Source organism: Sedimenticola selenatireducens DSM 17993 (assembly GCF_000428045.1).
GTDB classification, from domain to species: Bacteria; Pseudomonadota; Gammaproteobacteria; order Chromatiales; family Chromatiaceae; genus Sedimenticola; species Sedimenticola selenatireducens.
In genome coordinates this window covers 266,570-277,697 of the sequence record NZ_ATZE01000002.1, presented here as the reverse complement: position 1 = coordinate 277,697, position 11,128 = coordinate 266,570, and the positions used below count along the sequence as shown (strand labels likewise).

Below are 11,128 nucleotides of genomic sequence, written 5' to 3'. Positions count from 1 at the left end.
CTGTTTGACGTCGTAGGTTCGAATGCGTTATCTGAAAACGAAAAACCCGGACGCTGGGTCCGGGCTTCGTTACCACTTGGTGGGCCATGTAGGATTCGAACCTACGACCAATGGATTAAGAGTCCACTGCTCTACCAGCTGAGCTAATGGCCCAATTTATGGGGTGGACGATGGGGCTCGAACCCACGACAACCGGAATCACAATCCGGGACTCTACCAACTGAGCTACGCCCACCATAAACTGTTAAGAACCTGGCACGCCCGGCAGGATTCGAACCTGCTACCCTCGGCTTAGAAGGCCGATGCTCTATCCGAGTGAGCTACGGGCGCATGATCGATAAAATTGGTCGGGGTAGAGAGATTCGAACTCCCGACATCCTGCTCCCAAAGCAGGCGCGCTACCAGACTGCGCTATACCCCGATAACCGGACCCCCGCCTCTTTGCGAGAGGCCGGAATGATACGCAGCCAACTCCATCGAGTCAACGAAAAATTTCCCTCACGCGAACGCCTGTGCGGTGAAATATGCGGGCATTCGCGCTATCATGCGCCCCTCTTATTGAAACTGTAGTGGAATCTCACCCATGAGTGCAAAAATCCTTGACGGCAAGGCCATCGCCGCTGATCTGCGCAGCGACATCAAGGCCCAGGTATCCCGCATGACCGAGGCTGGCGAACGTCCGCCGGGGCTGGTGGTGATTCTGGTAGGCGAGGACCCCGCCTCCCAGGTCTATGTGAGAAACAAACAGCGTTCCTGCGAGGAGGTAGGCTTTATTTCCGAACTGCGCCGCCTGCCAGATGACACAACCGAAGCCGAATTGATCGCCCATATCGACGAGTTGAACGGACGCGAGGATGTGGACGGGATTCTGGTTCAACTACCCCTACCCAGGCAGATCGACGAAGAGACGGTCACCGAACGTATCCTGCCCACCAAGGATGTGGACGGTTTCCACCCCTACAACGTGGGCCGCTTGGCGTTGCGCATGCCGATTCTTCGCCCCTGCACCCCGAAAGGGGTGATGACCATGCTGCAGCGTACCGGGCAGAAGCTGGAGGGGCTGGATGCGGTGATTATCGGTCAGTCCAATATCGTCGGACGCCCGATGGCGCTGGAACTGCTGGCAGCCCGCTGTACCATCACGGTCTGCCACAGCCGCACCAGGGATCTGCAGGAAAAAATCGCCCAGGCCGATATTGTGGTGGCGGCGGTCGGCCGGCCCAACTTCGTCAAGGGTGAATGGATCAAGCCGGGCGCGCTGGTGATCGATGTCGGCATCAACCGTCTGGAAGACGGCACCCTGTGCGGTGACGTGGATTACATCGGCGCCAGCAAGAATGCGGCCTGGATTACGCCAGTGCCCGGTGGCGTTGGTCCGATGACGGTAGCAACGCTGCTGGAGAACACGCTGCAGGCGCGTGAGTTGCACGGCAGTTGACAGGCCGTTAGGGCGCGACCCCGGTCTCCGGCGGGCCGTGCCTCAGCCACTTCAAACGGGCACGCAGCACCCGCTTCAGCAGTTGCCAGATCAACCAGAGCGAGACCAGCGGGAACAGCACCGTCTGCATCAGGAATACCACGATCATATTGATGGCGTGCTCACTGATATCGGCGGCCGCGCGGCTGAAAGCGGCCATGCGTGCCTCCACATCCACCGCCTTGGCAGCTGAATTGTAGACCCGCCTGGCCTGTTCCAGCAGCGATTCATCCTCCGCTGGCGGCAGATTGGGCTGCAGCTCACTGTTCACTTCACCGAGATTGCCCGCCGCCCGCTCCAACTGTTCGCGCGACTCACTGTACTGCGGCTCCAGAAACGCCTGGTAGAAACGCTCGCCGCCAATGGCGATCAGGATGATGGAAAAACGCAGGATCAGCAGGACAAGCGCCAGGCGGCACACCAGCCTGCCCAAAGCGCCGAGGCGCCGCCCGCCGGGCTGCCAGATCACCAACAGCAGCGCCAGAACGGCACCAACCGTGGTATAGGTCAGCCAGGGTGAAGCCATTACATCCAGCAGGACCCGCTGGATGCCGAACGAGGCGCTGCTGGCCAGCATGACCCAGGAGAAGCGCTCCACCAGGTCGTTGATCGGGTCCAGTATCTCGCCCGGCTTGAAGTTCAGGCCGATCCCCACCGGCTCCACCGCCACTTCCGTGCCCTGGGCCACCGAGATCACCCCGTTTAACCCCCGGCTGACGGCAAATACCAGCAGCGCCCGTTTGAAACCCGCCTCGGTCTGTTCGTGGCCGATGCGATCCAGACTACCCTCCTGGATCAGGGCCATCAGCAATAACAACATTAGCGTGATGGCGAGTTGTTTGAGTGACGGCTTGTGCATGATCACTGGCGACCCGGTAAAGTGACTGAGACACCCATCTTACGTGAAGGAGCCGACGCGAATCCATCCGCCTGGCCGACGGTTACGGGGTGGGATGAACATAGGGCGCCCAGTGGGCGCCGCCGGCGGGCACGGCCCGCCCTATAGAGGGTTTCACGAGCCCAATCCCATGGGAGAGAGATCTTGGCACCGGAGCCAGAGCTGGCTCCGATCCGGGTCATCAGGCAGCGGGATAGTCCTCCAGCCCCGGGTTGCCCGCCATGCCCACCAGTTTTGGCGTATTGAGCTTGTCGATCTTCACCTGCTTCCGGTCCCGCAGGTAGTCTGCCACCACGTCCCAGATCGGTCTGCCGGGCGACTGGCTGCCCACGGTGGCCCAGCCGGCGACCATGTACTGTTTATCCGCCTCAATGGCGGTACCGTTATCCAGGGTCATACCGCTGATGCGCTTGCCGAATGACTGGTTGGGATCACACACATAGTCCAGACCACCCAGGCGCACCATGTCACCGCCCTGCTGAAAATAGGGGTCGGGATTGAACAGGTTGTCGCACACATCCTCCAGGATCGCCTTGATGTCGGCGCCGCTCATCTCCCGACGATAGGTCTCCGGATAGGTGATACAGGTCTGATCCATCACATGTTCCATGGTGATGGTCTGCCCGGGTATCACCGTGGTGCCCCAGCGAAATCCGGGGGAGAGTGAGATTTGCGCGTCATTCACCTTAAGCAGGGCGTCGCAGATTACCTGATCGAAGGTGCCGTTAAAGTTACCCCGCCGATACAGGGTCTCTTCGGCAACCGCCAGCGGCTCCTGCAGCTTCGCCAGGAAGGGTGCGCGTACCTCGTCGATATAGGCCTGCATCTCCGCATCGGCCCCCAGCAGGTTGGAGAAGACAGGCAGCAGCCGGTATTGATAGCCCTGCAATTTGCCGTTGCGCACATCCAGATCCATCACCCCGAGGAATTTGCCGTTGGAACCGGCATTGGTCACCAGGGTCTTGCCGGAAGCATTCTCCACCACCGTCGGTGCAGGCATGCCATCATGGGTATGGCCGCCGAAGATGACATCGATGCCTGTGACCTGGCCGGCCATCTTCAGATCCACATCCATGCCGTTATGCGACAGCACCACCACCAGGTCCGGTTTCTCCCTGGCACGTACCTTGTCCACCATTGCCTGCATCTGTTCATCACGAATGCCGAAGGTCCAGTCCGGGATGAAGCGGCTCGGGTTGGCGATCGGGGTGTAGGGGAAAGCCTGGCCGATCACCGCCACCCGCACCCCATTCACGCTACGCATGGTGTAGGGTTTGAAGGCAAGTCCAGCATCTTCATTAAAGCCGTCAAAATCACTGAACTTGTAGTCGAACAGCGCCTCTTCGGTCACTTTCACATTCTGCGCCACGAACTCACCCTTGAAGGCACCGATATTCTCAATGACTTCGCTATCCTGATAGGTGAACTCCCAATGCCCGGTCATGATATCCACGCCCAGCCTATTGCAAGCTTCGACCATATCCTTGCCCCGAGTCCAGTAGGCGGTGCCTGAGCCCTGCCAGGTATCACCACCATCCAGCAGCAGCGAATTGCCATCGCCCCGCTCCGCCCGCAGGCGTTTGACCAGGGTCGCCAGATGGGCGAATCCGCCCACCTTGCCATAGGTCCTGGCGGCGGCATCATAATCCAGATAACTGAAGGCGTGTGCTGCCTGGCTGCCTGGTGTAATGCCAAACTGTTTCAGCAGCGCATTCCCCACCAGGTGTGGCGCCTTGCCCAGTGCACCGCCCACCCCAAGATTGACATTGGGTTCGCGGAAATAGATGGGATTAAGCTGGGCGTGACAATCGGTCATGTGCATCAGGCAGACATTGCCGAAGCGGGGGGTCTCGTAGATATCGGCAGGCCGTTGGTTGGCCGCTCGAAGCGAACCCGGCAACAGGCCTGCCGCGCCCGCCATCCCCATCAGGTGCAGGAACTCTCTTCTGGATATGCTCATGTCAGATCAACCTTCTGTCAGGCTTCGGCCAGCGCTTCTGACCGGCCTGTTTCGTTATTATGCCGTACCACCCCCGCCCCACCGGGGACGAGGGTGTCGTTACCTCCCAAACGGCCCGTCTAGGAGTCTGTCGGGCTTGACCGATCGTAGCGAGGCAAAGCCGATTTGAGACAGATTTTTTGATCTTTCGAGGCGAATAGTGGACCTATTCAACGAGGAAGATCGGAAAATATGGCCAAATCCGGCTTTTCCGCAGTAGATCAGTGTTAAGTCCGACAGACTCCTAGCCGATGGCCTCCTCGATGCTGTCGCTCTTGCCCTGATTGTCGGTCCAGGTAAGCTTCAGGGTTTCACCCTTGCCGCCGTCAAACTTGAAAGAGAGATAAGGGTTTTTGGAGACACCTCCACTCCAGTGCGCATTCATCACCATCTTGCCGCCCACCTCGCACACCACTTCCTGTATGAAATGTGCCGGAATCATCCCGCCACTTTTGGAATCCTTGCGGAGACCAGACTCCATGGGGTGGGTCATCAGTGCCTTGACGGTGGTTACCCCGTCCTTCTCTTTCGCGCGAATCTTGATTGTTGCCATGTTCTATACCTCAAAATATGCTGTCTGCTGTTCTGTTCCGATATGCGTCCTGCCGGGCTTAGCCACCACAGCCGCCGATCGTCACCTTGACACCCTTTTTCGCGGTATAGAGCTTGCCACCGGCCTTGACCACCGCAATCACATCACCACTCTTGCCCATCTTGATACGGGTAGAGGCATAACCGTGGGCGCCATCGGCCAGATCAAAGCTGGCGACCAACGGCGCCGGGTTGTTGGGCGCGGCGATAGTAATCGACTCCACACCGGCCATCGCCGCCGTGACGGTAACCGGAACCACCGCGCCATTCTCGGCAATCTCCGGTGCCTTGATGCTGATCTCGGCACTCTCCGTCATCTCCGCTGAACCCAGGAGTGTGGTGAGGGCGTCTTCCATCTTCTTCTGGCCAAACGCCTTGTCCGGCCAGGCGGCCAGTACACGGCCCGGCACCAACAGTCCGGCGCCCACGGCGACACCCAGCGTGCCGGCGGCCACTGAACCTTTGATAATCAGTCTGCGTAATTCATTCATAGCTGTTTCCTGTCGTTATGCTTCTGTTCAGGGCTTGACCGTGGTCAGTCCGACGCTGACCCAGTCCTGCATGCCACCGCGATACCATTTCAGCTTGTAAGCGGGGTAACCCATCTTGGTCAGGGTCTTGATGTTCACCGATGACTGGGGACACCAGATACCGTTGCAAAACAGCACCAGGGTCTTGGCACTGCGGAAATCCCACTTACCATCCACCATCTGCACACCAAAGCTGTTTACCAGAATATCCTGCAGGGTCTCGGCTTCTGCTTCAATTTCAAAGTTACCTGCCACATCAATATTGATCTTGTCCCAGGGGATATTGACTGCACCGGGTATAGTGCCGCGCTGGGCCCAGTCCGGGGTGCGTGAATCCACCAGCATAACCGAACGATCGCCATTGCTGATGCGTTTCAAAACACCCAGCACATCCAGTTCACCGACCGTATCCACTCCCGGAATAATCTGCATCGGCTGGATGCAGAAGGGCGGGCAGTGACGCGAGGGATGGTTGTAGGCGTCCGGTATTTTGGCTTCCTTGTCATCAATGCGCCGGATGGTCACCATCTGGCCGTTGTGCATTACATCCAGCGACTCCAATCCCGGGGTTATCTTGGCCTTTGGGCCGGCCAGCGCCAGACCGGACAGGGCCACACTCCCAACGAGGGCCAGGGTAATCAGTACCTTGCCATATTTCATTATGTCTCTCCTTCGATTTGATCCGTATCAGTACTTCAGATAGGAGGGTATTTTGAGTTCGCTTTGTGAGACTTGCTGTTCATAGCCAAGCCGGCCTTCCGCTTCGGCCTTGTTAGCCAGTTTTACGGCCTTGGCGTAATCACCGGCCTTGGCTGCCTCTTCGGCCTGCTTGATGAATTTGCCCGTATCACGCCACTCGCCATTCACGGATGCCGCTTTCTTGCGTGCGGCCTCGGCCTTGGCGATAGCGTCCGAGGCTGTCGCCGCATCTGCCTTCATATCCCCGGCCAGTGCGGCCGTACCGCCGACCAACAGGCTGAATGCCAGCATCAGCATGATGATTAAATATTTGGTTTTCATATTCCTCTCCAGTTTCTTTTATTACCTGATTGCAAATAACAGTGATCGCTTACTTGCGAGCGCCCGGTCCATTCAGTTCCAGACCGTTACTCAGGTAGCTGAGGAAATACTCCAGGTTGCGATACTCCTCACCCTGAGCCTTCAATGCCTTGGCGCGGATGTTGTTGTTGCAGCCGGAGAAGCGACGGTGCAGCGTACCCACGGTCCCCCACTTGGAGCGATACACCGGCCAGTGAGTGACATGTCCCACCGAGGGGCTGAGAATTTCAGTACGCACCTTGAGGCCGGTATTCTGCACATGGCAGCTGGCGCAGGAAAAATTCAGTTGACCGCGGCGGGTGAAATAGAACTTTTTGCCCTCTTCATAGGCGGCCATGGCACGGGGATCGTCCGCCGGCACCACGACGTTAATCACCTTGCCGCGGGACTGGAAGGCGATATAGGAGAGAATATTGTTGATCGGCCCCTTCTTGTACTTGAGCGGCTTCTCTCCATTGGCCTTCAGGCACTCATTCAGCGCCAATGGCAGGGTCATAACCATGCCCTTTTCCTTATCCCAGTGCGGGTATTTGTGGGCGATCGCCGGACCATCGGGGAAGCAGTCCTTGTAACCCTTGCCATTGGCAAACGGCTTCTCCCACATCGTCTGGCCGGCATCAATGAACGGCTCATAGGGAGGGAACTCTTCAATTGCCTCCCAGTTCTCACGCCCGATGGGGTCGATTGCATAGGCACCGTTCACATACTCTTCCCTCGGCACCGAGGGGAATCTGGCCTCGTAATGTTTGATGAACGCCGTGCGGTCCTCTTCCGGCCCCGCCTGGGCGGTAGCGGCGCTGAACGCCAGTATCGCCAGAGTAATCAGTATTTTTTTCATAGTCTCTCTTCCCAAAACCCTAAACCAAAAATAATCAGTCGCGGTTGTGCAGCACCGTTGCCTCAGAGGGTCCAGATATACTCGACGATCTTATCGATCTCATCCTCTGTCAGAACCTGCATGCGGCCGAAAGGAACCATTGCCGACTCCGGATTGACCGCCGTGGGATCCCAGATCTGCGCACGCAGCTTGGCCTTGTCGGGATAGCGTGCCTTCATCGCCAGCAGAGGTGGCCCGATATTACCGGGCGATTCGCCTTCTTCGATCATGTGGCAGGCGAGGCAGTTGCCCTTGGTGCGCCCCATGGTGATCGCCTTGCCTTCGGCAATAATTGCGGGATCAACCTGGGGAGCCATCGCTTTCGGTTCTTCTGTTGTTGTGGGTGTGCCGGTGCAGCCTGTCAACCAGGTCGCCGACGTTATGATGACCAGCGTTGAAACCAGCCTGATGGTTTTTTTCATCATCTCCTCCTACGGAATGCTGAAGGGTGACCGCCTGTCCAATAGCTGAACGTCAGCCTGTGCGCATCCCTGCACGTTCGTTTATCGGACAAGAGGTCAGTTATGTCGTCATTTCGCCGGTTTATTGCTTTAGTAGATGGTCCGATGCGGCCGGCAGGGTTGCGACCGGAAGCGGATACCTTGGCGAATTTTCAGACGTACCTGATTATGGAAAGGGGCTGGCATGATGGAAATTGGAACATACAGCAGCGGTTATTGGGGTTTTCCTTAACCCGCCCCGGCAACTACCTACAGGCACCAACAGGCAACCCGCAGGCTCCGGCGTACGGAACTGATTCAATATAAAAAACAGGGAAATAGAAAATGCACCTACTGGGATTCCAGGGTCAACATCATGCGCATCAGATCGGAGAGGGTTTTCGCCTCCATCTTCTCCATCACCTTGGCCCGATGAGCTTCAACCGTGGACTGACTGACCGATAGCTCCGAGGCAATCAGTTTATTGCGCAACCCCTGCACCACCAGTTCAAGCACCTCCCGTTCGCGGGGAGTCAGGCGGGACAGTTTCTGTTTGATCTCGGCAATATGGGAGGCCTCGCCCCGTTGTCGGGCATCATGCGCCAACGCCCGGTGCACACTGTCGAGCAACGCTTGGTCATTGAACGGCTTCTGGATAAAATCCACCGCACCGGCCTGCACTGCCCGCACCGCCATCGGCACATCACCATGCCCGGTAATGATGATAATCGGCGGACAGAGCGGCTTCTCCAGCAGCAGGTTCTGCAGATCCAGACCACTCATACCCGGCATGCGCACATCCAGAATAATACAGCCAGGCCGGGCAGCGTCGAACTGTTCCAGATAGGCATTGGCCGAATCAAATGATGTCACATCGAGGCCGACCGACTCCATCAACAACTGGAGCGCCTCGCGCACTTCCCGGTCATCATCAATAATAAAGACTGTACTCTCACTCATGCTTCTGTCTCGTTTTATGGGAATGTAGGCAACAGGAAGACGAAGCGCGCACCACGACCCTCTCCGGGCTCGGTGAAAATCCGCCCCTTGTGCGCCTCGATAATACCCTGACTGATGGAGAGGCCGAGCCCCATGCCGTTGGGCTTGGTAGTAACAAAGGGATTGAACAGCTGATCAGCCACCGCCGGATCCAGTCCGGGGCCGGTATCGGTAATCGTGACCCTGACATAATCATCCGGCTGATTGCTCGTGGCAATGCTCAACAACCGTGTCCCCTCCTCGATATCGGCCATTGCCTCAATCGCATTTCTGGCCAGATTCAGTATCACCTGATCAATCTGCACATGCAGCGCCATCACCTTGCCTATCCGGTCATCCAGATCAAGCGCAATTTTCACCTCAAACTTTCTGATCTCGGTGCGTAACAGGGTAATCACCTCATTGATCACCTCGTTGATGTCAATCCGGCTCAGTTCAGGCTGCTCTTTTTTTACAAACTGCCGCAAGTGGCGAATGATCTCGCCAGCCCTGGCGGCCTGGGAACCGATGCGTTCCATTACATCGATCACCCGCTCGGTCTCGCCACTATGACTCTCCAGCATGCGGATACAGGCATGGGCATTGGTGGCGATGGCTGTCAACGGCTGATTGATCTCATGGGCGATTCCGGAAGCCATCTCTCCCATGGTGCTGAGCCGGGCCACATGAGCCAGATCATCCTGGTGCTGGCGCGCCTCTTCGCTGATGCGCTTGCGATCACTGATATCCCGAAACACCACCACACTGCCCACAGTTTTGAACTGTTCGTTCCTGATCGGGGTACTGGAGTACTCCACTGGAAAGTTGCTGCCGTCTTTCTTCCAGAAGACATCATCCTCCACGAAGCGGGGGATCTGGTCATTGCAGGTGGCGTAGACCGGACACTGATCGGCCGGATGCGGCGTCCCATCGGCGCGGGTATGGTGCAGGATCTCATGCTGATTGCGGCCGATCAGGTCGGTGGCCGACCAGCCGGTGATCTGACTCATCGCCCGGTTGGCAAAAGTGGTTTTACCGTCCAGGTCGACTCCGATAATCCCGTCAGCCACCGAATTCAGGATCAACTCATACTGCCGTTCCAGGTGCAACTTGGCCTTTTTCAACTCCCGGTTAAGGCGTGACACCCAGGTAGTCATCAACAGCATGAACACCAGAAACACCAGGGCAACCAGCAACCAGTACCAGTACTTCTTTATGGCATCCGCCAGGGTAAATCGCCCGGAGTATTCATACGGGGGCAACTGCAACTCCCTGAGCAGATCATGCACCGACTGGTAATCCAGTGGAATGGTCCAGCCGGCATAGTTGCCGACACGGGCCGCCGGATGGGTATTCGGCATATTGAGCAGTGCAACCGCAACCCGTTGCGCCAGTTCATTGGAAGTGTGCAGCACTTTACTGAACGGCCACTCCGGATAGAGCCGGGTACTGCGATTAAGCAGAAACCCGGGATTGACCTTGGGATTGATGATCTTGAAATCGTCAATATCAATCTGATTGGCAGCCGCCATACGCTCCAGGATGTCGGTGCGGATCATGCCGACTTCGACCCGGCCGTCCCTGACGGCGCGCACCACCTCATCGTGGATGCCACCGAAGGAGAAGGATGAGCTGTCCCGATAGGGATCAAGTCCGCTGGTGCGCATCTCCCGCCAGGACATCTGGAATCCGCCCAGGGAAGTGACATCCACCGCCATCAGGCTTTTCCCTTTCAGATCGTCCAGGGTATTGATATCGCTACGATCACTGCGGGTAAAGATCACGCCACCGAACACATTGTTGGCGTTCGTGCCCGCCAGGTTGTTCAGAGTGGCAATGCGCGATATCCGATAGCGTACCTCCAGATTGACATAAATACCGGGATTGGCCAGGATGAAATCCACCTGCCCGAACTTGACGGCAGGGTCAACCTCGGCGAAATCCAGCGGTATAATTTCAAAATCATGTCCCGGCACTACCCGGCTCAGGTAGATTGCGGTTGGTGACCAGGTATCATAAGTGACCTGATTGCCCCGATGACTCAACACCCCGATACGGATCAACTGATCCTCGGCCCGGAGTGACCCGGAAATCAGCGGCAGCAACAGAAATAACAACAGCGCCCGACGCCACATGTAAACATCCTTCAAGGGTATTGACCTGAGACTACGGAATATTCCCGATACAGGCAAGCCTGGCCCGGAATGGGGCCCCCGCGCCGGTTACTTCATCCCCACGGTATGTCTGGAAAAAAAAGCCTGCGCGCACCATAATGACTA

The 11,128-nt window shown here is 57.3% G+C and carries 11 protein-coding genes and 4 tRNA genes; 1 reads left to right on the top strand and 14 read right to left on the bottom strand.

Going from position 1 to position 11,128, the window contains the following annotated elements; all coding sequences use genetic code 11:
- Positions 1–77: 77 nt before the first annotated feature.
- The 4 genes from A3GO_RS0103080 to A3GO_RS0103065 form a co-directional block, all read right to left on the bottom strand.
- Positions 78–153, bottom strand: a tRNA-Lys gene (locus A3GO_RS0103080).
- 6 nt (positions 154–159) lie between these two features.
- A tRNA-His gene (locus tag A3GO_RS0103075) sits at positions 160–235 on the bottom strand.
- Positions 236–253: 18 nt separating this feature from the next.
- Positions 254–330: transfer RNA gene (locus A3GO_RS0103070), tRNA-Arg, on the bottom strand.
- 14 nt (positions 331–344) lie between these two features.
- Positions 345–421, bottom strand: a tRNA-Pro gene (locus tag A3GO_RS0103065).
- A 162-nt stretch (positions 422–583) separates the two neighbouring features.
- Between A3GO_RS0103065 and folD the strand changes: the two genes are divergently transcribed.
- Positions 584–1,438, top strand: a complete 855-nt coding sequence (gene folD / locus A3GO_RS0103060; RefSeq protein ID WP_029132151.1) for a bifunctional methylenetetrahydrofolate dehydrogenase/methenyltetrahydrofolate cyclohydrolase FolD — start codon at positions 584–586, stop codon at positions 1,436–1,438.
- 7 nt (positions 1,439–1,445) lie between these two features.
- Here the strand turns inward: folD and A3GO_RS0103055 are convergent, their stop codons facing one another.
- The 10 genes from A3GO_RS0103055 to A3GO_RS0103005 form a co-directional block, all read right to left on the bottom strand.
- The gene (locus A3GO_RS0103055) at positions 1,446–2,336 is read right to left on the bottom strand and encodes a hypothetical protein (RefSeq protein ID WP_029132150.1); all 891 of its coding nucleotides are present in this window, start codon (positions 2,334–2,336) and stop codon (positions 1,446–1,448) included.
- Between the two features lie 220 nt (positions 2,337–2,556).
- The gene (gene soxB, locus A3GO_RS0103050; RefSeq protein WP_029132149.1) at positions 2,557–4,335 is read right to left on the bottom strand and encodes a thiosulfohydrolase SoxB; all 1,779 of its coding nucleotides are present in this window, start codon (positions 4,333–4,335) and stop codon (positions 2,557–2,559) included.
- Between the two features lie 283 nt (positions 4,336–4,618).
- Positions 4,619–4,927 carry a thiosulfate oxidation carrier complex protein SoxZ gene (gene soxZ, locus A3GO_RS0103045; RefSeq protein WP_029132148.1) on the bottom strand — a complete coding sequence of 103 codons (309 nt, stop codon included), beginning with the start codon at positions 4,925–4,927 and terminating at the stop codon, positions 4,619–4,621.
- A gap of 58 nt (positions 4,928–4,985) precedes the next feature.
- Positions 4,986–5,456 (bottom strand): thiosulfate oxidation carrier protein SoxY, encoded by a 471-nt coding sequence (soxY, locus tag A3GO_RS0103040; protein ID WP_029132147.1) that lies wholly within the window; start codon positions 5,454–5,456, stop codon positions 4,986–4,988.
- A 27-nt stretch (positions 5,457–5,483) separates the two neighbouring features.
- Positions 5,484–6,155, bottom strand: coding sequence for a rhodanese-like domain-containing protein (locus tag A3GO_RS0103035; protein WP_029132146.1), 672 nt, complete (start codon positions 6,153–6,155; stop codon positions 5,484–5,486).
- A gap of 27 nt (positions 6,156–6,182) precedes the next feature.
- Positions 6,183–6,515: a SoxAX-binding protein gene (locus A3GO_RS0103030; protein ID WP_037374586.1), complete on the bottom strand. Its 333-nt coding sequence runs from the start codon at positions 6,513–6,515 to the stop codon at positions 6,183–6,185.
- Between the two features lie 49 nt (positions 6,516–6,564).
- Entirely contained in the window at positions 6,565–7,392 is an 828-nt protein-coding gene (soxA, locus tag A3GO_RS0103025; RefSeq protein ID WP_029132144.1) for a sulfur oxidation c-type cytochrome SoxA, read from the bottom strand.
- 62 nt (positions 7,393–7,454) lie between these two features.
- Positions 7,455–7,853, bottom strand: a complete 399-nt coding sequence (gene soxX / locus A3GO_RS0103020) for a sulfur oxidation c-type cytochrome SoxX (RefSeq protein WP_084609708.1) — start codon at positions 7,851–7,853, stop codon at positions 7,455–7,457.
- Positions 7,854–8,222: 369 nt separating this feature from the next.
- Entirely contained in the window at positions 8,223–8,831 is a 609-nt protein-coding gene (locus A3GO_RS0103010) for a response regulator transcription factor (protein WP_037374585.1), read from the bottom strand.
- A gap of 14 nt (positions 8,832–8,845) precedes the next feature.
- Positions 8,846–10,984, bottom strand: coding sequence for a PhnD/SsuA/transferrin family substrate-binding protein (locus tag A3GO_RS0103005; RefSeq protein WP_245621647.1), 2,139 nt, complete (start codon positions 10,982–10,984; stop codon positions 8,846–8,848).
- Positions 10,985–11,128 lie beyond the last annotated feature (144 nt).

Bases quoted from the DNA above. Each gene is read 5' to 3' on its own strand.
- A3GO_RS0103010 (WP_037374585.1), bottom strand. From the start codon at position 8,831: ATGAGTGAGAGTACAGTCTTTATTATTGATGATGACCGGGAAGTGCGC.
- soxY (WP_029132147.1), bottom strand. From the start codon at position 5,456: ATGAATGAATTACGCAGACTGATTATCAAAGGTTCAGTGGCCGCCGGC.
- soxX (WP_084609708.1), bottom strand. From the start codon at position 7,853: ATGAAAAAAACCATCAGGCTGGTTTCAACGCTGGTCATCATAACGTCG.
- soxZ (WP_029132148.1), bottom strand. From the start codon at position 4,927: ATGGCAACAATCAAGATTCGCGCGAAAGAGAAGGACGGGGTAACCACC.
- A3GO_RS0103055 (WP_029132150.1), bottom strand. From the start codon at position 2,336: ATGCACAAGCCGTCACTCAAACAACTCGCCATCACGCTAATGTTGTTA.
- A3GO_RS0103030 (WP_037374586.1), bottom strand. From the start codon at position 6,515: ATGAAAACCAAATATTTAATCATCATGCTGATGCTGGCATTCAGCCTG.
- A3GO_RS0103035 (WP_029132146.1), bottom strand. From the start codon at position 6,155: ATGAAATATGGCAAGGTACTGATTACCCTGGCCCTCGTTGGGAGTGTG.
- soxA (WP_029132144.1), bottom strand. From the start codon at position 7,392: ATGAAAAAAATACTGATTACTCTGGCGATACTGGCGTTCAGCGCCGCT.
- A3GO_RS0103005 (WP_245621647.1), bottom strand. From the start codon at position 10,984: ATGTGGCGTCGGGCGCTGTTGTTATTTCTGTTGCTGCCGCTGATTTCC.
- soxB (WP_029132149.1), bottom strand. From the start codon at position 4,335: ATGAGCATATCCAGAAGAGAGTTCCTGCACCTGATGGGGATGGCGGGC.
- folD (WP_029132151.1), top strand. From the start codon at position 584: ATGAGTGCAAAAATCCTTGACGGCAAGGCCATCGCCGCTGATCTGCGC.